Annotated in this window: 19 protein-coding genes; 16 read left to right on the top strand and 3 right to left on the bottom strand. The window is 56.3% G+C overall.

From position 1 onward, the window contains the following. Window positions 1-2: 2 nt before the first annotated feature. From tssF to QEN43_RS06080, 12 genes are all read left to right on the top strand, one after another. Window positions 3-1,880 carry a type VI secretion system baseplate subunit TssF gene (gene tssF, locus QEN43_RS06135; protein ID WP_317963835.1) on the top strand — a complete coding sequence of 626 codons (1,878 nt, stop codon included), beginning with the start codon at window positions 3-5 and terminating at the stop codon, window positions 1,878-1,880. Beyond that, window positions 1,844-2,875: a type VI secretion system baseplate subunit TssG gene (gene tssG, locus QEN43_RS06130; protein ID WP_026610844.1), complete on the top strand. Its 1,032-nt coding sequence runs from the start codon at window positions 1,844-1,846 to the stop codon at window positions 2,873-2,875. Before tssF ends, tssG begins: the two co-directional genes overlap by 37 nt. Before the next feature lie 67 nt (window positions 2,876-2,942). Beyond that, a complete protein-coding gene (gene tssH, locus QEN43_RS06125; RefSeq protein WP_026610845.1) occupies window positions 2,943-5,663 on the top strand; it encodes a type VI secretion system ATPase TssH in 2,721 nt (906 codons plus the stop codon). Window positions 5,664-6,596: 933 nt separating this feature from the next. Further along, the gene (locus QEN43_RS06120) at window positions 6,597-7,697 is read left to right on the top strand and encodes a M35 family metallo-endopeptidase (RefSeq protein WP_026610846.1); all 1,101 of its coding nucleotides are present in this window, start codon (window positions 6,597-6,599) and stop codon (window positions 7,695-7,697) included. A 140-nt stretch (window positions 7,698-7,837) separates the two neighbouring features. After that, window positions 7,838-8,176 (top strand): hypothetical protein, encoded by a 339-nt coding sequence (locus tag QEN43_RS06115; RefSeq protein ID WP_156912818.1) that lies wholly within the window; start codon window positions 7,838-7,840, stop codon window positions 8,174-8,176. Window positions 8,177-8,243: 67 nt separating this feature from the next. Continuing rightward, on the top strand, window positions 8,244-9,584 hold the full coding sequence (locus QEN43_RS06110; RefSeq protein WP_317963834.1) for a tetratricopeptide repeat protein: 1,341 nt from the start codon (window positions 8,244-8,246) through the stop codon (window positions 9,582-9,584). 112 nt (window positions 9,585-9,696) lie between these two features. Then, complete coding sequence (locus tag QEN43_RS06105) at window positions 9,697-11,646, top strand: type VI secretion system Vgr family protein (RefSeq protein ID WP_026610848.1); 1,950 nt, start codon at window positions 9,697-9,699, stop codon at window positions 11,644-11,646. A 28-nt stretch (window positions 11,647-11,674) separates the two neighbouring features. Next, window positions 11,675-12,283: a DUF6931 family protein gene (locus QEN43_RS06100; RefSeq protein ID WP_026610849.1), complete on the top strand. Its 609-nt coding sequence runs from the start codon at window positions 11,675-11,677 to the stop codon at window positions 12,281-12,283. A gap of 32 nt (window positions 12,284-12,315) precedes the next feature. Next, complete coding sequence (locus QEN43_RS06095) at window positions 12,316-12,609, top strand: PAAR domain-containing protein (RefSeq protein WP_026610850.1); 294 nt, start codon at window positions 12,316-12,318, stop codon at window positions 12,607-12,609. A 195-nt stretch (window positions 12,610-12,804) separates the two neighbouring features. After that, on the top strand, window positions 12,805-14,058 hold the full coding sequence (locus QEN43_RS06090) for a paraquat-inducible protein A (RefSeq protein ID WP_026610851.1): 1,254 nt from the start codon (window positions 12,805-12,807) through the stop codon (window positions 14,056-14,058). Beyond that, on the top strand, window positions 14,042-15,694 hold the full coding sequence (locus tag QEN43_RS06085; RefSeq protein ID WP_317963833.1) for a PqiB family protein: 1,653 nt from the start codon (window positions 14,042-14,044) through the stop codon (window positions 15,692-15,694). Before QEN43_RS06090 ends, QEN43_RS06085 begins: the two co-directional genes overlap by 17 nt. Next, entirely contained in the window at window positions 15,694-16,278 is a 585-nt protein-coding gene (locus tag QEN43_RS06080; protein ID WP_036269028.1) for a PqiC family protein, read from the top strand. The genes QEN43_RS06085 and QEN43_RS06080 overlap by 1 nt, the downstream gene beginning before the upstream one ends. 202 nt (window positions 16,279-16,480) lie before the next feature. Here QEN43_RS06080 and QEN43_RS06075 read toward each other — a convergent pair whose 3' ends face one another. Continuing rightward, window positions 16,481-16,813 (bottom strand): RNA recognition motif domain-containing protein, encoded by a 333-nt coding sequence (locus QEN43_RS06075; RefSeq protein ID WP_084162152.1) that lies wholly within the window; start codon window positions 16,811-16,813, stop codon window positions 16,481-16,483. 413 nt (window positions 16,814-17,226) lie between these two features. On the opposite strand from QEN43_RS06075, the gene QEN43_RS06070 reads away from it, so the two are divergent. The 3 genes from QEN43_RS06070 to istB all read left to right on the top strand — a co-directional run bounded on the left by QEN43_RS06070 (window position 17,227) and on the right by istB (window position 20,345). Beyond that, window positions 17,227-18,192, top strand: coding sequence for an IS481 family transposase (locus QEN43_RS06070; RefSeq protein WP_317963832.1), 966 nt, complete (start codon window positions 17,227-17,229; stop codon window positions 18,190-18,192). A gap of 351 nt (window positions 18,193-18,543) precedes the next feature. Next, the gene (gene istA, locus QEN43_RS06065; RefSeq protein WP_026609734.1) at window positions 18,544-19,566 is read left to right on the top strand and encodes an IS21 family transposase; all 1,023 of its coding nucleotides are present in this window, start codon (window positions 18,544-18,546) and stop codon (window positions 19,564-19,566) included. After that, a complete protein-coding gene (gene istB / locus QEN43_RS06060) occupies window positions 19,563-20,345 on the top strand; it encodes an IS21-like element helper ATPase IstB (protein ID WP_026609733.1) in 783 nt (260 codons plus the stop codon). Before istA ends, istB begins: the two co-directional genes overlap by 4 nt. A 922-nt stretch (window positions 20,346-21,267) precedes the next feature. On the opposite strand, the gene QEN43_RS06055 is transcribed toward istB, so the two are convergent. Together QEN43_RS06055 and QEN43_RS06050 are read right to left on the bottom strand one after the other, a co-directional pair. Further along, the gene (locus QEN43_RS06055) at window positions 21,268-21,762 is read right to left on the bottom strand and encodes a siphovirus Gp157 family protein (RefSeq protein ID WP_026610855.1); all 495 of its coding nucleotides are present in this window, start codon (window positions 21,760-21,762) and stop codon (window positions 21,268-21,270) included. 5 nt (window positions 21,763-21,767) lie between these two features. Continuing rightward, window positions 21,768-22,790 carry a hypothetical protein gene (locus QEN43_RS06050; RefSeq protein WP_235726631.1) on the bottom strand — a complete coding sequence of 341 codons (1,023 nt, stop codon included), beginning with the start codon at window positions 22,788-22,790 and terminating at the stop codon, window positions 21,768-21,770. Between the two features lie 523 nt (window positions 22,791-23,313). Between QEN43_RS06050 and QEN43_RS06045 the strand changes: the two genes are divergently transcribed. Further along, window positions 23,314-24,576, top strand: a complete 1,263-nt coding sequence (locus tag QEN43_RS06045; protein ID WP_051331811.1) for a PhoPQ-activated pathogenicity-related family protein — start codon at window positions 23,314-23,316, stop codon at window positions 24,574-24,576. The last annotated feature ends 180 nt before the right edge of the window (window positions 24,577-24,756 follow it).

Genomic DNA, 24,756 nt, shown 5'->3' with positions numbered 1-24,756 from the left:
GCATGGATCCTCGCTTCCTCCAGTATTACAACCGCGAATTACAGCACATTCGAGAAATGGGTGCCGAGTTCGCGAAAGAATTTCCGAAGATTGCCGGACGTCTCGGCCTGGACGAGTTCGAATGTTCTGATCCTTATGTCGAACGCCTGCTCGAAGGGTTCGCATTTCTTGCAGCTCGGGTGCAGCTCAAGATCGATGCCGAGTTTCCGCGCTTTACCGAGCACCTGCTAGAGGTCGTTTACCCCCATTATCTTTCGCCGCTGCCGTCCATGGCCGTAGTGCAGCTGCAGCCGGATTTGTCCGAAGGCTCACTGGCGGAAGGATTCTCGGTGCCTCGCGCTACCGCGCTGAGAAGCCAGATTGCTAAAGGCGAACAAACCGCCTGCGAATACCGAACCGCGCACAACGTTACGCTGTGGCCGCTGCAACTCGTGGAAGCTCAATACCTCGCAACCCCCAGCGCGGTCGCGAATCTCGGCGTGCCGAGCATACCGGGCATGAGGGCGGGACTCCGTTTCGTTTTTCGAACTACAGCAGGACTACGTTTCGAGCAGCTCAAGCTCGCGAAGCTTCCTCTATTTCTCCGCGGCACAGGCGAACTTCCCTACCGTCTGTACGAGCAGTTCCTGGCCGACACACTGGCGCTGGCGGTGCAACCTGCAACCCGCCCGGCCGCATGGACCGAGGTCGTCGACAAGGCACCGGTATCGCGGCTGGGGTTTCGAGACGACGAGGCTTTATTGCCGTTCGGACCGCGCTCGTTTCAGGGCTACCGATTGCTTCAGGAGTATTTTGCATTTCCCGAACGATTTCTGTTTGTCGAATTAAACGGTCTGCAGAACGCGGTGAGACGTTGCAGCGGAACCGAACTGGAAGTGATCGTCCTGTTCAAGCGTAGCGAGCCGCATCTTATCAATGCCGCCGATGCCAGCAACTTTTCGCTGTTCTGCACGCCAGCGGTCAATTTGTTTCCGAAGCGCACCGACCGCATCCCTCTAAGCCACTTCGTCCCCTATTATCACGTCGTGCCGGATCGAACACGGCCCATGGATTACGAAGTCTATGGCGTTAGTGAAGTGATCGGCTACGGTGCGACGCCGTCCGACGAACGCGAATTCTTGCCGTTCTACGGATCAAGGAGTGGATACCGACGCCACGAGGAGAACGCCTATTACACGCTGCACCGCGAGAAGCGCGTGTTATCGCCGAAACAGCGTAGGTTGGGGATGCGCTCGAGTTATGTCGGCAGCGAAGTTTTTATCTCGCTGGTCGATGCGTCGGAAGCCCCTTATCGAGGCGATCTCAAACAGTTGGGCATGGAAACGCTCTGCACCAATCGCGATCTTCCCCTGCTCATGCCAGTTGGCGTGGGGGCTACTGACTTTACCTTGCAGATCGGTGCTCCGGTCCAGGCGATTCGGTGCTTAGCGGGGCCAACCAAGCCGAAGCCTTCGCCCGCCGACGGCGAAATGGCGTGGCGCCTGATCAATCACCTGTCGCTTAACTATCTGACGCTGATGGACAGCAACCAGACCGAGGGTGCCGCGGCGCTGCGCGAATTGCTCACCCTTTATGCCGATCCCAACGACGCCACAGTGCGGAAGCAAATCGAAGGCGTTCTGTCGGTCGCTTCGAAGAACGTGGTCCGGCGGGTCGACACGGCCGGCCCGATCGTGTTCGGCCGTGGGCTGGAGATTACGGTCGAGATGGATGAATCCGCCTTCGAGGGTTCCGGCTGCTTTCTGTTAGGAGCCGTGCTCGAACAGTTTTTTACCCGTTACGTGTCTCTGAATTCGTTCACTGAAACGTCCATCAGGACCGTAACCCGAGGGGAGATTATGAGATGGCCGATACGGATCGGACAGCGACACACGATCTGATCGAACACCTCACGCGGGAGCCGTATCGCTTCGATTTTTTCGAAGCACTGCGGGTAATCGAATGTCATCACCGCGACAAACCGAGACTAGGCAAATCGGTCAAAGCTTCGGACGATCCCGTCCGCTTGGCTCAGCAGCCGGGACTGGACTTTGCCCCGTCCACCGTGGCCGGGTTCGAGTACGGCGCGGACGGACTGCCGCCGCGCCTGTCGGTCAGGTTTCTCGGACTGTTCGGACCGAATGGGCCTTTGCCGCTGCACTTGACCGAATACGCACGCGAGCGTGTTCGACACCATGGCGATCGCACGTTTTCTCGTTTTGCCGATGTCTTTCATCATCGGATGCTATGCCTGTTTTACCGGGCTTGGGCCGACGCTCAGCCCACGGTTTGCCACGACCGGCCGGAATCGGATCGTTTTGCGGCCTATTTAGGCTCCTTGTTCGGCATCGGCGTACCGTCTGTTCGAAATCGCGATGCCATGCCGGACTCGGCCAAGCTCTACTTTACCGGCCACTTGTCGGTGCAAACCAAGCACCCGGAAGGGCTGCAGGCGCTCATCGGAGATTTTTTCCGCATTCCGGTAACGATTAGGGAGTTCGTAGGCGAATGGATGGAGGTCGCTTTGCACGAACAGTCCCGCTTGGGTATCTCACCGCATAGCGCGTCTTTAGGAATGTCCGTGGTCGTCGGTGCCCGCGTATGGGGTTGCCAGCACAAGTTTCGAATCGTTCTCGGGCCGATGGGACTTGAGCAGTATCGGGCGATGCTGCCGGGCGGAAAGAGTCTGGTCGAGCTGATCGCCATCGTGCGCAATTACGTCGGTGACGAACTGGTCTGGGATTTGAACCTGGTGCTTCGCAATCAGGAGGTTCCGTCTCTGCAACTGGACGGCAGTGCGCAGCTAGGCTGGACCAGTTGGCTGGGGACAAGGCAAGGCGAAAAGGACGCCGACGATCTGAGGCTGAACCCGTATTTCCAGAGCGCTCGGCTCTGATCGGTAAGCCGGAGTATTGTCGAGTTTTTCTCAGAAATAAAAAGACATCTGATCGGGGGAATCAATCATGGGAGAAATCAGCCGGGTCAAGCTTTTCGGCAAGCTCAACCAGATTTGCTACAAGGCTATCGAAAGCGCGACCGTATTCTGCAAATTACGCGGCAATCCTTACGTTGAATTGGTGCACTGGCTGCATCAGCTGCTTCAGCTACAGGATTCGGATCTTCATCGTCTTATCAAACAGTTCGGCATTGATCCCGCGCGCCTTGCGAAAGACTTCACCGAAGCGCTCGACCGTTTGCCAAGAGGGGCTACCTCCATATCCGACCTGTCATCCCATGTTGAGGAAGCGGTCGAGCGCGGCTGGGTCTACGGTACTCTGATGTTCGGCGAAAACCAGGTTCGCTCGGGCCACCTGATTGTCGGCATTCTGAAAACGAGAGGGTTGCGTGGAGAGCTGATCGGCATTTCCAAAGAATTCGAAAAAATCGGTCTCGAAACATTGACCGACCGCTTCTCCGAGTTCGTCTCCGGTTCGCCGGAGGACGGTCTTACCGCGACGGATGGCTTCAACGCGGGCGGCCCGGCGCCTGGTGAAGCAAGTGGTGCTTTGGCGCCGGCTGCCATGGGCAAACAGGAAGCGCTCAAGCAATTCACGATCGACCTGACCGAACTGGCGAGGCAGGGAAAGATGGACCCGATCGTCGGACGCGACGAGGAAATCCGTCAGGTCATCGACATCTTGATGCGCCGGCGGCAAAACAATCCCATCCTGACCGGCGAGGCCGGTGTCGGCAAGACCGCGGTCGTTGAAGGATTCGCGCAAAAAATTGTCGCCGGCGATGTGCCGCCGCCTTTGCGGGATGTGAGACTGCTTACCCTTGACGTCGGACTCCTACAGGCCGGCGCAAGCATGAAAGGCGAGTTCGAGAACCGGCTGCGGCAAGTCATCGAGGAAGTTCAGTCTTCGCCCAAACCGATCATCCTGTTCATCGATGAAGCTCATACCCTGGTCGGAGCGGGGGGAGCTGCCGGCACCGGCGATGCTGCGAACCTCTTAAAGCCTGCTCTCGCGCGCGGCACCCTGCGGACGGTAGCGGCAACGACCTGGGCAGAGTACAAAAAATACATCGAGAAAGATCCAGCGCTGACGCGGCGTTTTCAGGTCGTTCAGGTCCACGAGCCGACCGAAGACAAGGCGATTCGCATGATGCGCGGCGTGGTTTCCGTGATGGAAAAACATCATCGGGTACAGATCTTGGACGAGGCGCTGGAAGCAGCCGTCAAGCTCTCCCACCGCTACATTCCTGCGCGTCAGCTTCCGGACAAAGCCGTGAGCTTGCTCGACACCGCCTGTGCCCGTGTTGCTATTAGCCAACATGCCGTACCGCCGGAAGTGGACGATTGCCGAAAGCGCATACAAGCGCTTGAGACCGAGCTCGAGATCATCGGTCGGGAGCGTTCGGTCGGGATTAACACTTCAGCCCGCGAAGAACGTGCGAAGGCGGAACTGCAAACCGAGCGGGAGCGCTTGGCGACTTTGGAAAGCCGCTGGAGTTCGGAAAGGGAAATTGTGGAAAAGATTCTCGCCTTGCGTCAGCAGCTCCGGGAACAGACGGGAAAAGTCGAAGGCACTGGCAGCGCGCTGGAGCAGGCGGTGGAACAGACGGAGCCAGCGCCCACAGGAGAGACAGTTGATCGAGATGCTCTGCTGTCCGAGTTAAGAAACCTGCAAGATCGGCTGCGCGAGTTGCAAGGAGAGCATCCGTTGATCCTACCCACCGTTGATGGACAGGCCGTGGCGTCCGTGGTGCAGGATTGGACCGGTATTCCCGTCGGGCGCATGGTCAAGAACGAAATCGAAACCGTACTCAAACTGGCGGACATACTTGAGCAACGCATCATCGGCCAGCGCCACGCGCTGGAAATGATCGCCAAACGGATTCAGACCTCCCGTGCCGGCCTCGACAATCCCAACAAGCCGATCGGCGTTTTCATGCTGGCCGGTACCTCGGGCGTCGGTAAAACCGAAACCGCCCTGGCTTTGGCCGAAGCACTCTACGGCGGCGAGCAAAACGTCATCACCATCAACATGAGCGAATATCAGGAGGCGCATACGGTATCGACCCTGAAGGGAGCGCCGCCTGGTTACGTCGGCTATGGAGAAGGTGGCGTGCTGACCGAAGCGGTACGGCGCCGCCCTTACAGCGTCGTATTGCTGGACGAAGTCGAGAAAGCCCACCCGGACGTTCACGAGATTTTCTTCCAAGTCTTCGATAAAGGCTGGATGGAGGACGGCGAGGGCAGGGTGATCGACTTCAAGAACACCCTCATTCTGCTGACCACCAATGTGGGAACGGATCTGATCATGAACTTGTGCAAAGATCCGGAGCTCATGCCCGAACCCGAAGCGATAGCGAAAGCGCTGCGCGAGCCTTTGCTCAAGGTTTTCCCGCCTGCCTTGTTGGGCCGTCTGGTCGTCATCCCCTACTACCCCTTGAGCGACGAAATGATCGGCGCCATTGCGCGCTTGCAACTCGGCCGCATCGAAAAACGCATTCGCGAAAACCACAAAGTGCCGTTCAACTACGACGACGATGTGATCAAACTCATCACCAGCCGTTGCACCGAACTCGAGAGCGGCGGGCGCATGATCGACGCAATTCTGACCAATACAGTCCTGCCGAGGATTAGTCAGGAATTTTTGACTCGGATGATGGAAGGCAAACCCATCGAAAGGGTGCATGTATCGGTGCAGGATGGCGAATTCGCGTATCAATTTGAATGAAGCTCAAAAAGCCGATGCCCGTTCGCCTTCAGGACGTCGCTAAATGAGTCATTCAACCGAGATAAAGGGGGAGGTGTTCGCCGAGGTTTACGGAAAAAGTATCGTGTGTGTTAGATCACTGAAACGATATCGAATCCGGACTGCGCAAAAGTTGTTACAGCCCGCTCCGAGTTAAGGACTCAGGTATGGATCGTCCAAGAGACGTGCCCCGGCGGCGAAGCTGGTCACTCACAAAGGCATACGTTACGAACAGCTGCGTGGCCCGAGATCACGAGGGTTCGGACAGAGTGGCGGCGTTATCGCGGCGATCGATGTCGCGAACGGGCGGGAACTCTGGACCTTACAGCTGTATACAACGCGGTATCCGCCTCATGAAGAGACGGACGTACAGGAGGTCTACATCGAAGAAATGAGCATCGATGTGAAGTCCGATACCTTGGTCGCGCGTGATGAGGGCGGCCGAACTTTCGTCGTCGATCTCAAGGATCGTACGGTCACCGAAAGCCGCTGACCGGGAGCGGAGCGCTCCAGATAACCGGAACGATGCGATACTCATGAAGTACCGTGCCGTTCGGCAGTTTCAGTTAACGAAGCTTTGAATAAGTCCTCTCCCACTGGGACAAATCGGCAGGTCGAAGCGCAACGCGACGAACGGGCAGGCCAGGGACGGGCTGCGTCGGACTCGCGAGCGAAGGCGGGACGGCGTCGAGTGGCAAGGCCGATTTGCACATGTAAGCGCCGCTTGCGGCTCCGTACAGGGAAAGTGTGGGGTGATTGGGCGGGGTGAGGGCCTTTAGGTCAAACAGCAAAGGTCGCTTTTGCCACTCGAGACTTAATCAGAGCTTTCTTAATGATTAGAACGGGTTCGCAAGGAGTCAGTGCGTTCCGATGCGGACCGTTATTTATTCACTCATTGGGGGGAGAGATCGGCCGATGGCCTGGTATGACCACAAATTTTCGAACCAATACGAAGAAGCCAAGAAAGTCCTAAAAAACGAGACGTTCGCCGATAGCTGGAAAAAACTGGTGCAATCTCTCGTAAAGCTCATGGGAGATACCGGTTTCAATGCCGGCGACGCTGGGAATCTCGACGAGTTGCGTAAGAAGTCCTCGCGTGGAGCGGATAAAGGCTGGTTCAAAGGGTATGAAAAGATCGGAGAGGACGAAGGATTATTGGCGGCAACAGGCGATCCGACCAAGACCGCGATCAATGGCAAGACGCGCAAAAAAGCGGCCGCCCTGAAATTTCTCCGGCATGTTTATCTATTGAAAAAGTGGGGTAGCCATAAGGTCTGGATTCATTCCTTGCCCACGGATTTTTCCGATTGGCCGCACTGGGCGTTCGACAGCGGAACCGATGTCAACGTTAAGACACTGCTGCGTTCCAATTCGGAAAAATTTTCTGAAGAGCAGAAAAAAAACCTTTCCCATAGTACGCAAGAAGCTATCAAATGGTGTCAGAAGACCTTGATCGTCATAGCCAACGCCGCCGCCAAATCGAACGGAAGAACCAAGACCAAGGCTCTCGAACTCGTGAAGCGGTGGTTTGCGGATGAAAATACAACCGACGAGGAGTTAAACAATTACATCTCAGAGCTATCCAGGGGATTCAAATCTATTCTGGGCACTCTCAACCGGGGCCAGATTATCCTGACCGATTTTCCCACGCTTCGTAACGCCTCGAACCCGTCGGAAGTCGGTCTGAAGATGTCGGAGGCATTCGTTTGGGCTCTTGCAAACCGCGAACCTCTCGACGTCGTTTATATCGAAGAAGAATTCTTCGGTTCCAAGAACGTCCTGACCGGTTTGACGAACTGGACACGCATACTGATCCACGAATTGTCACATCTCGTTTGCGGCACCACTGATGTAAAGCCGGGGCCGCGCTATGCTTGGTACGGGATCGCACCCAATGCCGCTAATTTCCCGGGTGCCAAAGCCATCACGAATGCGGAGAATTGGGCCTTCTTTGCTGCGGACTGCGCAGGCGCGCTGTCCGATAGCGAACGCAACAGAGCCTTGACAGTTAAATGAACAAACGCGGTTTCGTCGTTATCGGCTTAATTCTTCTGGTCGCGGAAGGAGCAAAGGCAGATGTATCTCAGCGCATCGAATCGTCATCGCGACTTTCCGCAAAACTGCTTTCCCAATCTTTTTCGACGGAGGAATCACCTATGAACGGACTTCCGGACGCCAGCCGCGTACCCCCGCCGGAGGTACCCCCGGTGGAGCACAAAGGCATTCGATACGCCCAGGAAATGCAAGGGCTCGATCACGGCTTCGACCAAGCCACGGGCTACTTGGTGGCTTATGACGCAAAGACGAACGCGCAACTCTGGGCCGTCAAGGTTTACGAAGTCGAGACCGTGCCGGGTCTGGAGCCGGATGCACAGTGGATTTACTTCAAGAGCATGACTCTGATTCCAGAGCGGGACGAACTGCTGATCGAAAACGAGGTGGGAGGGCGCTATTTAGTCGACCTCCAAAAACGTACCTCGACGCCGGCACCCTGAATGTGGTTTGCCGGCTTGAGATGAGCGGGGCTAAGCGGCTCCCGATCTTCCCAACCTTAATTAGTACATGATCATGTCGAACGACGAACAGCCGGATTTCCGTATCGAGGAAGTGAGCCCCGATTTGGCTTTGAGCGGGGCGATTCGCTTGCTGCAAGCAAATCGCCTCGACGATGCCGAGCGGATTCTTCGAGTCTTGCTGGAAAATTATCCCGACGTGCCGGAAGTCCTCCATTTCTACGGTATCCTGGCACATCAACAAGGCAATGACGAGCTAGCCATTGAGTCGATCGAAAAGGCCATCGCGATCGCACCCGATTATGCCGATGCGTACAACAACCTCGGCAACATCTATAACAAAGCGGGCAAACCCGAAAAGGCAGTAGAGGCCTATCGCCGAGCCATCGAGCTGAATCCCGCGAATGTCGCGGCGTACAACAATCTCGGAACGGTACTCAAGGATTTGGAGCGTTTCGAGGAAGCAGTGGAAGCCTTCTCCAAGGCAATCGAATTGATGCCGGGCAATGCCGAGCTCTATCGCAATTTCGGAAACGTGTTCCGAAAGCAGGGCAAGTTCGCGGAAGCGGCCCGAGCGTACCGCAATGCGATCAGTCTCAGGCCGTACCGTTCGGAAGATTACGAAAGCCTCTGCCACGTGCTCTACATGCAAGGGTTGGTCGAGGAAGCATTGCCGACCATCCGCCAATGGCTCGAACACGATCCGACCAACCCTCTGGCACTGCACCGGTTGCATTCCTACACCGGGACCGACATCCCAGCGCGCGCTTCGAACGATTACATACGCATGACCTTCGACGACTTCGCCGACAGTTTCGATATTGTCTTGAAGGGCTTGGAGTATCGGGCACCGGGGCTGGTCGAGCAATCGCTGAGCGCTTTGTATGATTCAGCTTGCGCCGAGCTCGACGTGCTCGATGCCGGGTGCGGAACGGGGCTGTGCGGAGAGTTCTTGCGCCCATACGCGCAGCGGCTGAGCGGCGTGGATTTGTCCGCTAAGATGCTGGAAAAGGCCCGAGCCAGAGGACATTACGACGAGCTGTTCGAGGCCGAGTTGACCGAGTTCATCGGTCGCCATGTGGAGCAATTCGACCTGATCGTCTCTGCCGATACCTTGGTTTATTTCGGTGATTTAAGTCAGGTATTCGACAGCGTGATACGCGCGCTGCGCCGTGGGGGACATTTCGTTTTTACCGTCGAGCGCACCGAAGAGCAGCTCTCCGCCGGCTACAAGATCAATTACCACGGGCGCTACAGCCACACGGAAGATTATCTAAGGCGCGGACTCGAAGCAGTAGGGCTCGTTCCAATCCGAATCGAGCGGGAAATGTTGCGGTACGAAGCCGGTTTGCCGGTAGACGGATTTCTAGTGGTCGCCAACCGCCCGTGAGTTAAGAAACCGCCTGAGTCACTTTTAAAAGGATCGTCTTATCCGCTGACGGTGCAGTCTGTATCGCTGTGGTTCCACAATTAGTCGTTCCATAAGTTAACGAGTGAGTTCTATGTCGTTTACCCAGGATTTTCGCTCAATATCCGTCACGAGCCCTCTGGGCAAAGACGTTTTGCTGTTCCTTCGAATGCAAGGCCGAGAAGAGTTCAGCCGCTCGTTCGAGTTTGAATTGGACTTGCTCAGCACGAATCCAAATATCGCCGCTAAGGATATCCTGGGAAAAAAACTAACGGTCGCTTTCGAACTTTCCACAGGCAGCACGCGTTATTTCAACGGATATGCCGTTCAATTCAGCCAGGAACCCGATATCGGCGAGTTCGCGCATTACCGGGTGGTTTTACGGCCTTGGTTATGGTTTCTGACGCGCACCACGAACTGCCGCATTTTTCAAGATAAGACCGCGCCGGAAATCGTTAAAGCGATCTTTAAAGAGCATGGCTTCAGCGGCGACATAAAGGAATCGCTCAGTGGGACCTATCGGCAGCGAGTGTATTGTGTGCAGTATCGGGAAAGCGACTTCGATTTCGTTAATCGGCTCATGGAAGAGGAGGGCATCTATTATTTTTTCAAGCACGAGAACGACAAACACACGCTTTATCTCGTGGATTCCTCCAATGCCCATTCAGCCGTGCCGAACTACGCCGAAATTCCGTTCTTTCCGCTGGGAAATCCGGAAAGGCGCAAGCGGGATCATATCTATTCCTGGTCCTTCAACCGAGTGATTCAGCCGGGAACGTACACGGTCAACGATTTCGATTTCGAAAAACCGAAAGCTGTCTTACTTGAAAAGACCAGCCGGCCGACGGGTGACGATTACAGCACCTATGAGCACTACGATTATCCAGGCGGATACGTTGAAAATGCCGACGGCTTGCATTACTCGAAAGTGCGCTTAGAGGCGCTTCAGTCAGATTACGAGCGTTTCAGCGGTGAAGGCAATGTTGTCGGGTTGGAGGTCGGGGCTCTGTTCAAGCTGGTCGACCATCCTCGTCAGGACCAAAACGTCGAATACGTGGTCACCGGAATGGAATACCGGCTGCAATCTGACCAGTATACCTCGGTGAGCGACTCGGCCGGGGATTTCACCGAAAGCGTCGCCATTTCCGCCATTGCCAAGACCCAGCAATTCCGCGCGGCCCATCGTACGCCTAAGCCTGTTGTTCGAGGGCCACAGACAGCCATCGTCGTCGGCCCGGCGGGTGAGGAGATTTATACCGACCAATACGGGCGGGTGAAGGTCAAATTTCACTGGGATCGAGCCGAAAACAAGGACGAGACCAGTTCATGTTGGATTCGGGTGTCTCAGCCCTGGGCCGGTAAGGGATGGGGAGCGATTACGATACCCCGTATCGGCCAAGAAGTGATCGTGGATTTTCTCGAAGGCAATCCCGACCAGCCCATCATCACCGGTCGCGTTTACAACGCGGACCAGACCGTTCCGTATGCTTTGCCGGATAACGCGACGCAGACCGGCATCAAATCGCGTAGCACCAAGGCGGGCGGGCAGGACAACTTCAATGAAATCCGCATGGAAGACAAAAAAGGTCAGGAGGAGATCTATATTCACGCCGAGAAGGATATGAACGTGGTTGTCGAGAACAACGCCACCCTTAAGATCGGCTTCGACAAAAAGGATAAAGGAAATCAGACGATCGATATCTACAATGATCGGACCACAACACTAGAGCAGGGCAACGATAAGCTGCAGCTCAAGCAGGGCAATCGGGAAGTGGTGCTGGATATGGGTAACCATACCCTGTCCATCAAACAGGGGAATCAAGAGACCAAGGTCGATCTGGGCAAGAGTACGCTGGAAGCCATGCAGTCGATCGAACTCAAGGTCGGCCAGAACAGTATTAAGATCGACCAAAGCGGCATTACGATCAAAGGCATGATGATTAAGATAGAGGGAACGGCTATGGCAGAAGTCAAATCGCCCATGACTACCATCAAGGGTGATGGAATGCTGACCGCCAAGGGCGGTATCGTCATGATTAATTAATTGTTCCCGCGCAGGACCTAACCTTACAATGACTCAACCTGTTTTCACGAAGATCGCCGCCGTCCATGCGGCAACCGTCTGCAAGGATATCGATCTGGAGGAGACGGCACGCCGGCTGCTCGGCCCTGAAACGAGTCCGGCCGATTTTCTGCGTATCCTGATGGAAAATGCTTTGTACCCCGATGCCGTCAAGTTTCTAGCACGCGCACTCCCTAAACGCGAATCGACCTGGTGGGCCTGTCTGTGCGCGCGCAGCGCTTTGTCGGACGATCTGGGACCAGAGGCGCTCAAGCCGCTCGAACAGGCTGAGCGTTGGGTTTACAAGCCCACGGAGGAGCACCGGCGGGCGGCTTTTGCCGCGGCAGAAGCGCATCAGTTCCAGGGGCCTTGGAGCTGGGCCGCGATGGCGGCTTTTTGGAGCGGTGGCAGCATGGCTCCGCCGGATGCACCGCCAATTCCTCCGGCCGACAATCTCACCGGGAAAGCCGTTGCCGGAGCGGTCATGTTGGCGGCGGTACACCGTGAACCGGAGAAAGCGCCCGAAAAATATCGGCGTTTCTTAGCTCAGGGCATCGACATCGCCTGCGGCGGCAACGGTCGCTTGGTATCCAAACCGGACGCAACAAACCGGCCGTAGGACAACCAAATGATTGATACAATGACACCGACATGAGCAAGCCCGCAGCCCGCCTCACCGATATGCACACCTGTCCTATGTCAGACGGCCCGAAACCCCATGTAGGCGGGCCAATCACCGCTCCCGGGGCACCAACCGTCCTGATAGGTTCATTGCCTGCCGCGAGGGTCGGCGATATGGTAACCTGTGTGGGGCCTCCCGATACCATTGCTCAAGGTTCAGTCACGGTGCTGATTGGTGGTCAGCCCGCGGCGCGGATGGGCGACATGACGGCCCATGGTGGCGTCATCGTTGTCGGTTGCCCCACTGTTCTCATCGGTGGCTGATAGGGTCGGCCGCCACAACCGGCAGTGGCAAACGTGTAAAATTCATCTGTGCCTGGGATACCCAAGGCATTGCGATATTCCTCCGAGCGTGAGAAAGTCTTGAGGAGGTAAGAGCGTTAATCCTGATTTTGAACAAGCCACGCATTCCGCGACCATCCTCCCGTGTGTTCGTCTCTCGGCCCCGCCACCCGGGGTATGCCTGCCTCAGGCGGTTTAGAACATCTCTGCGCTTGCCTCGAGTGTGATCTTCTGCAACGAAAAGTCCCGCTTGAACCGGGACAGTCCGCCCGCTGCAGACGTTGCGGTGCTCGACTGTATCGTGCACCGCGGGATACGCTGGATAGGACCTTGGCTCTTGCACTGGCTGCGTCCATTCTGTTTGCGGTTGCCAATCTGTTTCCCATCCTGACGCTTAGCCTCCAGGGTAAGCACGCGGAGGCGACGCTTTTAGGTGCCGTACTCGAACTGCAAAAGCAAGGTATGGGCATGATGGCCGGTCTGGTTCTATTCACCACCATCGTCGTACCGGCGATGGAGCTTTCGGGCTTGCTGTACGTGTTGCTACCGCTGAGGTTGGGCAAACTCCTGCCCGGACAGACCGCGGTTTTCAGGTTGATTCACAGTCTGCGCCCTTGGGGCATGATCGAAGTCCTGATGCTGGGGATTCTCGTTTCCCTGGTCAAGCTTGCGCATATGGCCAATGTTCATCCGGGCTGGTCGCTGTGGCTCTTCGGCGCTTTTATTTTCGTCATGGCAGCGACCGCAGCCTCGCTCGATAGCGAAGAAATTTGGACGAGGCTCGGACGACACTATCCATCCGCCCTACAGCCGAATTCGGCGGCCCGGTATTTGACGTGCCATGTCTGTGGTCTGCTGTCCTATGAGCTGACCAACAAGGCCGTGCAGCACTGCCCCCGATGCGGAAGCCACCTGCACATCCGCAAACCGAATAGTATCGGGCGCTGCTGGTCCCTCTTGATTGCCGCGTTCATCCTGTATATCCCGGCCAATGTTCTACCCGTCATGTCCACTTCGTCGATCGTCGGGGCCCAAGTCGATACCATCATGAGCGGCGTTGTTTATCTGTGGGTTTCCGGCTCGTGGCCTTTGGCACTCCTGGTTTTCTTCGCCAGCGTCATGGTGCCGCTGCTGAAGCTGATGGCTCTTACCTTGCTTCTGGTCACAGTCCAGAAGAGATCCCGCTGGCGTCCGTTGGATCGTGCTCGGTTGTATCGCCTGACGGAAATGGTGGGGCGTTGGTCGATGGTGGATATTTTCGTCGTTACTATGCTGGTGGCTCTGGTGGATGTGCGCCCACTCGCGGCGGTCCAGGCTGGGCCGGGCGCCATCGCGTTCGGTGCCGTGGTGGTGCTCACCATGGTCGCTGCCATGAGCTTCGACCCACGACTGATCTGGGATTCCTTACAAGATAATGTACATACAAGATAACGGTTCAAAACCCGCTTCGGACACTGAAAACGGCGACTCATTGCCCACGGCGAACGTGACGCCGCCAAGCCGTTTTGCTTTTTCCATCGTTTGGGTCATACCGCTAGTTGCAGCGTTGATCGGCATCTGGTTGGCCTGGAAAGCGATATCGGAAAGGGGCCCGGTGATCACGTTGGTATTCAAGAGCGCGGAAGGGCTGGAACCCGGCAAAACCCCCGTCAAATACCGCGACGTGGAAGTCGGCTCGGTGGTGGATGTTGCGCTCAGCGAGGACCGCGCCAGCGTAATTGTCACTGTGCAGATGAGGGACGGAACGGACGATTGGCTGGTGGACGATACCCGTTTTTGGATTGTGCGCCCGCGTGTCGTCGCCGGCAATATTTCCGGATTGAGTACCTTGCTGTCCGGTTCTTACATCGGAATGGACGTGGGCAGTTCCACCGAGCGGAGATACAAATTTAATGGTTTGGACGTGCCGCCCATTCTGACGTCTGATTTGCAAGGCCGACAGTTCACTCTCAAAGGCGAAGATTTGGGATCGTTGGACGTGGGGTCTCCCATTTATTTCCGACATATTGCCGTGGGCAGGGTGTTGGGGTTCGAAATGGATCCGGGCGGGACCGGGGTGACCATCGAGATCTTCGTAGAGGCGCCATATGATCGGTTCGTCACGGCCGACACCCGATTTTGGCACGCCAGCGGCCTCGATCTGACGCTGGATGCCAATGGCATTAAACTCGACACCGAATCGTTGATGACCATCATGCTCGGTGGAATCGCGTTTTCCTTGCCTCCTGGCAAGGGAAGTTCCGAACCTGTGCCGGAGAACACGACGTTTACCCTTTATGCCAATCGGTCCGCCGCGTTTGCGCCACCAAAGACCGAGCAGCGGGCCATGGTTCTTTATTTTGACGAAACAGTACGCGGCCTATCGGTTGGAGCCCCGCTGGAGTTCAGAGGGCTGCCCGCCGGGGAAGTCACTGGAATTCGGGGCGAATGGGATGCTGACAACCGCCGCTTTCGCATCGCCGTTGATGTGAACCTTCGCTGGGCCGGGGTGATACGAGATCGAAAAGGCGAGCTTATCGCCACCACACCCGAAGCGGTGGAAGCGCAGTTGAGCCGTATGGTGGAGAGGGGGCTAAGGGCGCAATTACGAACCGGTAATCTCCTCGCCGGACAACTCTACGTCGCGCTCGATTTCTTCCCTAAGGCAGCGCCGGCACATTTGGATTGGTCACAAGATCCGCCCGAGTTTCCGACTGTACCGGGTACTTTACAGTCGCTTTCCGAGCGAGCCGAAAATATCGTGAAAAAACTGGAAAACCTCCCACTCGATCAGATCGCCGCGGATTTGAGGCAAGCATTGGGCTCGCTGAACCAGGCGCTGAATAGCGTGGAGCGCTTGGCGTCGAACCTGGATCACGAACTGATACCGGAAATGAAGACCACGATAGTTGACGCGAGACGCACTCTAAACGAAGCCCAGAACACGCTGGCCGCCGATAGTCCACTGCAGCACGATGCGCGCGACGCGTTGAACGAGGTTTCCCGTGCCGCGCGGTCTCTCCGCGTGTTGTTGGATTATCTGGAGCGCCACCCGGAATCGCTCATCATGGGCAAAGAGAGACAGTGATGACTCGCTTTCTGTGGATAGCGATATCGACCGCTTTTTTTGCCGGGTGCATAGCCTCGGCGCCAGCACGTTTTTACACTCTGATGCCGACGAACAAGCCGGTTGCGACACAGGCCCCTCTAGGTGAGAGCGCCAAGGTTATCGCGGTGGGACCGGTGACGATTCCGGCGGCCTTGGATCAACCTCAACTGGTCGTCTCAGTCGGTGGACATGAAGTCGAGGTTTTGGAAGAACACCGTTGGGCAGCGCCTTTGAAGGATGAAATCACGAGCGCACTGGCCGCTCGCCTTTCAGGTCTGGTCAGCAATGCAACGGTGACTGCCTACGGCCAGTCGGCAGCCCTGAATCCGAATGTGCGGGTTTTAGTGGACGTCTCTCGATTCGAACTACGGCCGAAAAAGGGGGTTGTTCTAGACGCGCTATGGATGATCAAACCGAGTGACAGTGCAAAGGAGGGGCGTCGCGGGCGCACCAATTTGGAGGTCCCTTCGGCCGACGACGACTATGCCAGTTTAGCGACCGCCCAGGGCCGCGCGTTAGACGCGTTGGCGCGAGATATCGCTGCAGCGTTGAAGGCGCTTTAGGTCGAGCACAATGGCGGGTTTAGGGAGCGATTGGATGGAACGAAACAGCTGACTTGAGCTCGATTCAATAGGTCCTTCACCTGAGCCAAAAAGCAGTCCTTTGCTGGCGCGAAGAATCTGAGAAAGGAGGAGACCTATAAGGCTGCCGACCGGTCACCGCGAACCGGTCGGCGCTCGAAGTCGAATGTGTTGAATGAGCTTCTCAATTGCGACGGTCGCTATAGCCTCCATTACGCCTTGATGCCGTAACGAAAGGGTTGGCATTGCCGTTGCGTTCGCCTCTATCTTGCGGAGGACGGGCTTCGTTTACCGTAAGGCTACGGCCGCTGACCTCCTTGCCGTTCAAGGCAGCAATTGCCGCTTGGGCTTCCTGAGCGCTGCCCATTTCCACGAATCCGAAACCCTTGGAGCGCCCTGTTTCCCGATCCAGGATCACGTGGGCCGAGTATACCGTTCCATGCGGCGCGAAAAGCTGGTGCAGGTCTTCGTTCCCAAGACTGTAATTCAGATTTCCTACATACAATTTCCTGTTCACTAGATAACTCCTCAATACCCACTCGAGTGACACGTGTCACCGAGGCTAAACGGATATCCATCAAAAAAGGCCATATTCCACTCCATGGAGAAACCAATAAAACTATTTTTGCGCCGTTATTTCCATAAGTAATCGCGCGTAGCGAACGATATTCCAAAATGAGGTAACGAAAATCATTCCCGTTAGGGTATATCACGTTCGGAACATGTCGCACGATTCTGTAAAGAAAACGAAATATATTTGATATTTGGCGCACTTCGGAAATCTTCTTTTTTGGGACGGGGCGCCCCTGGTTTCCAGCTGCGTAGGTGTCGCGTCTCGTGTGATTATTTACCGAGAAGGAGTTATGCTCTGTTCGAAGCCCGGAGCCTTCTCCAGGAGATATTCGGTTCGTCCAAGTGAGGTTTCTCTCCATGCCGATTCGCCTTCATAAGAACGCCCGTACCACCCCGGCCGTTCGGCAGGCCATTCAAGCGTCCACGTTGAGCGAGCGCGCCTTGGCCCAAAAGCATGGCATTAGCCGAACGACCGTCCGCAAGTGGAAACACCGCTCCTCGGTCGAAGATGCCTCACACCGGCCCCACACCCTCAGAACCACGCTCACGCCCGCCCAGGAAGCCATCGTGGTCTACCTCCGCCAAGCTCTGCTCCTCCCCTTGGATGATCTCCTGGCCGTGACCCGGGAATTTCTCAATCCCGCCGTGTCCCGTTCCGGGCTAGACCGCTGCCTGCGCCGCCACGGGGTGGCGTCCCTCAAGACCCTGCTTCCGCCTACAGAGAAGGCGAAGGTCAAACCCTTCAAGGCCTATGAGCCCGGCTTCCTTCACCTGGATGTTAAGTACTTGCCCGCCATCGACGGCGAACCCCGCCGATACCTGTTCGTCGCCATCGACCGCGCCACCCGCTGGGTCTATGTCGCCCTCAAGCCCAACCGCACCGCCTTAAGCGCAAAGGACTTCCTCAAAGCGGTGATTCAGGCCGCGCCTTTCCGCATCCAGAAATGCCTGACCGACAACGGCTCGGAGTTTACCGACCGTTTCCTGACCCGAACTCGGCAGCCCTCGGGGACGCATGAGTTTGACCGCCTCTGTACTGAACAAGGCATCGAACATCGCCTGATTCCGCCGGGCCGGCCCCAAACGAATGGCCTGGTGGAACGCTTCAATGGCCGCATCGAGGAGGTGTTGCAAACCCATCACTTCGATTCAACCGCCGATCTGGACACCACCCTGCACCGCTATGTCGAGCTGTACAATCATCACATTCCCCAAAAGGCCTTAGGCCATCTCACCCCGATCCAGGCTCTCAAAAACTGGCAACTGTCCCATCCTCATCTTTTTCGAAAGAAGGTTTACGATCTTGCGGGACTTGACACGTAGGCGGGAGAACCAAGAAGAGCTAGTTGACCGTACTCGAGTGTACAGCGGGCAGGTTGGCTGCCCGGATCCACTGTCAAGTAAGCAATGGTGACGCTGCCGGAAGAAAGTTTCTTGCAAGAAAGGAACAGCGCCGCGTGGTGGCCTGCTGTGCAATCGGGTACGTCGCCGCTTAATCCAAAAGCCAACCAAGTTCGAGGCGTGCTTTAAGTAAGGGGGTAAAATAGATCACTCAAAAGTCCAAAGATAGGCTGCTATACAAACTATGTGTCACCGCCGATGTAAAAATGACCCCTGACACCGAAGTAAATTTGACCCCTTGGGGGAAAATGGCGGCTTTTTTGAGCCGCGGAAATGTTGACTCAGGAGCAGTCAGTGGAGATCAAAGTATTGGCCCGACAGGGCCATGGCATCAAAGCCATCGCGCGGGAGCTGGGCGTCTCGCGCAACACGGTACGCAAGTACCTGCGCAGCGAAAGCGCGTTGCCCCGGTACCGGCTGCGGGCGCCCCGCCCCTGCAAGTTGGATCCCTTCAAAGCCTATCTGCAGCAACGCATCGAGGCGGCACGTCCGCATTGGATTCCGGCCACGGTGCTGCTGCGAGAGCTTCGTGAACGGGGCTATGCAGGCGGCATCAGCCAGCTCAAGGCGTATCTCGCCCCCTTCAAACGGCGACCGGAAGAACCGGTGGTCCGCTTTGAAACCCCACCGGGCCGCCAGATGCAGGCCGATTTCACGACGATCCGGCGGGGGCGCGATCCGCTCAAAGCCTTCGTGGCCACGCTGGGGTTCAGTCGCGCCACGTTCGTGCGCTTTTCCGACCGCGAGGACAGCGCGGCCTGGTTGACGGGGCTGCGCGAGGCCCTCCACTACTTCGGCGGGGTGCCCGAAGAGGTGCTGTTCGACAATGCCGGCGCCATCATCACCGAACGGGACGCCTACGGTGAAGGCCGGCACCGCTGGCACCCGGCCCTGTACGCGCTGGCCGGGGCGTATGGCTTCCGGCCCAAGGTCTGCCGGCCGTACCGGGCCCAAACCAAGGGCAAGGTGGAGCGCTTCAACGGATACCTGAAAGCCAGCTTCATCACGCCACTGGCGGCCACGCTCAAGAGCGCCGGCTTGACACTCGATGTCGAGACCGCCAATGCCCAGATCGGCCCCTGGCTCGATCAGGTGGCGCATCAACGGGTGCACGGCACCACCGGCGTACAGCCCGCGGTGCGATTGGCCGAAGAGCGCCTCGCCCTGCGGCCGTTGCCGGTTCAGGCACCCCAAGGCTTGCCGGCACCCCAGCGGCACGTTGGCCGCGTCTTGCCCCATGACAGCCTGCAACATCCCCTGTCGGTGTACGACCAGTTGCTGGAGGTGACGGCATGAATCTGCAGCACGCCCGGATTACCGAACTCAGCCAAAGCCTGAAGCTCGAGCGGATCGGGTCGGACTGGCCCCACCTGGCCCAGCAGGCCGCCGATCGCGAGGAGAGCTTTGCCGACTTCCTCGAGAAACTGCTCATCGCCGAGGCCAAGGCCCGCGCCGAACGCACCCGGCAGACCTTGCTCAAGATGGCCACCTTGCCGGTCGTGAAGACTTTGGAGCAGTACGACTTTGCTTTCTCCTTGGGAGCGCCCCGGGCCCAGCTCCAGGAACTGGCGGGTTTGAGCTTTATCGAGCGCACCGAGAACATCGTCCTGCTCGGCCCCAGCGGGGTTGGTAAAACCCATCTGGCGATCGCCTTGGCCTACCGCGCGGTGATGGCCGGCCTCAAGACACGCTTCGTCACCGCCGCCGATCTGATGTTGCAACTCACCGCCGCACACCGCCAGGAGCGTCTCAAGGAGTACTTCAACCGGGTCGTGATGGCGCCCAGGCTGTTGGTCATCGATGAGATCGGCTATCTGCCGCTCGGACGTGACGAAGCGAATCTCTTCTTCAACGTCGTCGCCAAGCGCTACGAGCGCGGCAGCCTGATTCTCACCAGCAACCTGCCGTTCACCCAGTGGGCGGGCACCTTTGCCGATGATCAGACCCTGACGGCCGCGATGCTGGATCGGCTCCTGCATCACGCCCACATCGTGCAAATCACCGGCGACAGTTACCGATTGAAGGACAAGCGCAAGGCAGGAACAACCCCGCCGCAGACAGCGGCCGTCGAATAACTTTTGGGCCTCAAGGGGTCAATTTTACTTCGGCGATAAACCCTCAAAAGGGGTCACTTTTCAGTCGGCGTTGACAACTATGTGGTGTATCAATGTCCGGACGACAAATTCGTGACGAAGAATCGATGCGGAATCGGATGGGTCAGTGGCCTGAGCGATTGAAGACGAGTGCTTCACTACTGTACCGGACTAGTAGTCTGCTCCACGCAGCGATTCACAACCAACATCGCTTCGCCCTGCTGACAGGCCCAACGAATACTGATAACGAGGGGGCAGGAGAGGTTCGAGCCTCAACAGCCTCTTGGTGACTGCTCTAACTGCTTTGATCGACCTGACCGCTTATGACAATCCGGATCAGGAGTATCCTGATCTTGAGACATGGTTCGAATTTAGGTGCGCCAATGTGGTCTTCGGTAGGCGCACCGATACCGTCTCCAGGTAGGCTTGCCACCGTGACGGGGACGGCGCGTCGTACGAAAGCCTGTGCAAGTATGTAATTTACTTGTGATTATCCCGGCTTTGCCGAGCAACTCTCGACGCCACCAGCCGACCGAACCCGCCCAAAGATCGAAGCAGAAAACGAAGGTTTCCAGCTGCCGTTGAGCCGAAACGGAGAGTTCCAGGGGCGGGTTGCGGGCGGCCGGGGAATGTGGCGGAAGGGGCACGGGTACCACCTGCCATCCAAACTCAGTCTAGCCGACTCTAAGCCGCGAAATCGGCGGAAAAAATGGACAACAGTCGGGATCCTCGTAGCGCTTTTACAGGCCTCAGGCAATCAACTGCCGTAATTGGTCGAAAGCGTAAAGAAAACCCAAAATAACGCTTGGACGTGTGAAGAAAAAACCACTCGGAACGCTGTTCTTCGAGGTCGACTTCGATCGAATGTTCCGGGTTCAACTCTGTCGTAAAACCATGTTGATCGTTAGCCGATATCGAGCCGGGTTTCCTGTTCTAGGTGAGCGCCTCGGATCGCCTGTCCGGACAAGAGCGCCTGCTTGATTCCGTTCTTGTCGATATGAACGACGATTTCCTCACGTTTAAAGGCCTCCGGAATGGCGGATGCGTCATCGAGGATGACTTTTGGCGGGTTTTGCTTGATTTTAATGACGAATTGAGGACTTCGAATTTCGCGCATATCGCTGCGTTCCATCTGAATCCTGAGATAGTCTCTCAATCTGGCCGCACGCATTTCTAATGCTCTTCGCCGCCGGCTCATCCGCTCTTCGGCCTGACGGATCAATTCCGCTTCGCCTTCCATGTGGAGGATCGCAGCGGCGACGTTCCAGGCTTTCAGCGAAAGCTCACCCCTCAGCGCTTCCAAAGTGTCATTGACCACGTCTGGCGGCAAATCCAGATTCGTGAGGTCGTTCAATGCTTCCTGGTATTGCGCGGCAATCTCATACAGTTTTGTTTCCACGCGGTTTACCTCCTTTCACTCGCGCTCGGCTTCGCCCACTCTGCCAATTTTTTCACAAGCCTGTCATAGACTTCCGGCGTCAGATCCTCGAAAGCACTCAGCTTGTTCTTACTCGCGGCTTTAATCCAACGCAGCACGCGCTCGCGATCTAGGCCAAGCTCCTCGATGCGTGCTTCCAATTGCTTGATCTGAGTGAGCGATACGCTGCTGAACCTGTAACCTCGGCTGGAGGTTTCCGGAGAAGGGGCCGGCTCCGACCCGAGCTCCTCACTTTGCGCTCGGTTGGATTCGACTGACGGAGTAGGGGATTGCAGCTTAGAAGTCGGTCCTAGCTGCATGTCCTCCAAATCCTGCGTGAATACTTCGCTTAAGCCTGCCATACGTAGCGTGGCATCGATATGCGCAGATTTTCCAGCCATCTTGAGAGCTTTGTTCAAGTCCCCGCTGTCCTGCTGCACGCTGCGCGCACCTATGCCTTCGGCTACCGTCCGTTCATGGCTGTCGCGTAGTTCACAGCGCAAAATGATTGTGTCGAGAGGTTGCCCAGACAGAGCCGCCTGTTCATAGGCGGTCAGATTCGGGTAATGCACCGTGACCCCGAGCATGCCGCAAATTTTTTCAGCACCGGGCTTGAACAGACTGGGTTTGCTCCAGTGACTATTGATTGGGCACCGTTCCGCTTCCCCGCGTTTTGCAAACGCGCACTTTTCCCGGTTGAAAATATGAATCCGTCCGTAGTCCGTGCCTTCCACCAGTGCTTCACGTATCCAATTGAGTATGGCTGCACGATTTTGTTTACGCCGCTCCAGTCCGGCTTCGAATACATCGCTCGGCAAATCCAGGGGAGAAACACTACGGATTTCGCCCTTCGCCGTTTTTCGTGCGCCTTTTCGCGCCTGCCGCACGGTTGCCGGTGCGCGTTTATCGTCACCCGTGGTGGCCGTCGCATCATGTTCGAGATAAGCCGTTGGCGTCACCGTAGCCGTTGCGCCTTCGACTGTGTTTTCGTGCTCGTTGGTGTGATTCATATCTTGTTTGCTCCTGCCGTACAAATAAACCTTGACTTTTTTGGCAGGCGTTTGCTTGCCAGATGGGTTTGTACTGCTCGTCTGGGAATGGGTTAGAAAGCAAAAGAAACCGGAATATCCGGGCGAAGAAAGGTCATTTTGCTGCCTGGGATAGCCCCCCACAATTCATAGTGTTGGTGTCCCACTATGTGGGCGCGGAATACGGCAACGCGGTTCCGATACTACAAAAGACACTGTAACAATTAATTCTGTGTAGACTATTAAACAAAAATTGGCTGCGAAAGTTCCCTGAATATCAAACAAAAATTTCGCAAATACAAAGAGTTGCCGCGATTTGTGCGGGTAACCTCGTGCCTCTCCGTGTTTGGATCCGGTGCCACTCTCACGACGGTGTAAAGCATTTTTGCTTCGCTTATCAGTCTATAGGTCATCATCCGAACGGCTCTGGATCGAGCCTGACGAGTGACAAATTGTCGCCTCGTCAAATACCAAGGTTAGCGGGAACGATGTTGTTCTTGGCGTAATGTGGTTTGTGTCTTTGTGGAGTGGAAGGGGAATGACCGGAGCGCTTGAGGACTACGTGTATGCGTCGGATGCGGCCTACCGTTGGCGGTACCACTCGGAGTCCAGGGAATCCTGGGGAACATTGGTCCGCTTGGAACTGGTATCACAAAAGTGGCGGGGTGAGACATGGAACCATAGTCTTGTGATTGTTAGGCCGAGCAAACTTCGCAATTCTGAGACCGCTTTCTTTTTGATCACTCACGATGGCCCAAGCAGCGTCGAACTCTTGAGAACGGTAGCGGAGCGTGCCGGTGCTGTAGCGGTCGCGATAACCGGTGTTCCGAATCAACCACTGTATGGACGGAGCGAAGATGCGCTTGTCGCATATACGTTCGATCGTTATGCAGCGACCAGGGACAAGACTTGGCCATTACTTTTCCCAATGGTTAAAAGCGCAGTGCGCGGTATGGACGCGGTACAGGAGTTTTTCAGCCGTACAATGGAGCTTCGCATCGAAAATTTCGTGGTCGCTGGCGCATCCAAGCGCGGCTGGACGGCATGGCTGACGGCGGCCGTCGATAGTAGGGTCAAAGCCATCGCCCCAATGGTTTTCGACATGCTCAACATCAAGACGCAGCTGCAATGGAGCGAGAAGGTTTACGGGCGGCAGAGCGAATATATCCATGATTACACCGATCTAGGGCTGCATCGCGAACTGAACGATGGCCCACTGCAGCGATTGCGGGTTTGGGTGGACCCTTACGCTTACCGAGAACGTTACGGAATGCCGAAGTTACTCGTGCTGGGGACCAACGACCCTTATTGGACCGTGGATTCGCTGCGCCATTACTGGCATGACTTACCGGAACCGAAGCTCTTATTTCAGGCGCCTAACGCTGGTCATGGCGCAGGCAGTACGCTCGAAGCAAAGCAAACCCTTGCAAGCTTTTTCGAAATGGTTGCAGCAAATCATCCGCTGCCGAAGTTCGCATGGACGCACATACAACAGACCGACACCAGCGCGACGATACGTGTCGAGACTGATGCGAAGCCAATAGCGATACGCCTTTGGAGCGCCGAATCGTCTGACCGTGATTTTCGTGACGATGCGTGGTCGAGTCGAAATTTGGAGTTGAACCCAGAGCGCGACGGCGTGGCAACACTTGTGCACGCGCCCGCCGACAAATATCTTGCCTATCTGGTCGAAGTCGAATTGCACTCACCAAGCGGGCATCGGTATCAACTGTCAACTGGAGTGCGGGTTCTCCCGGATTTTGCTTGAAACGACGGTATGTAGCGGTCGTTATCGTAAGGGATGAGGGATGGGCTGAGTCAATTTCTTATTTAACATAATATACATTATGCGCTATTATCTAATTCGGCCAGCGCCTGGACAGCATGCCGCCCGAGATTCCGATTCGACAAACAGGCGATCGCCGCGTAAGGCAATTTTCCTGTAGGG

The organism is Methylocaldum szegediense, assembly GCF_949769195.1.
In the GTDB taxonomy this organism is placed as follows: domain Bacteria; phylum Pseudomonadota; class Gammaproteobacteria; order Methylococcales; family Methylococcaceae; genus Methylocaldum; species Methylocaldum szegediense.
Note: the sequence above shows the minus strand (reverse complement) of the source record. Positions and strands in the feature narration are given on the sequence as shown.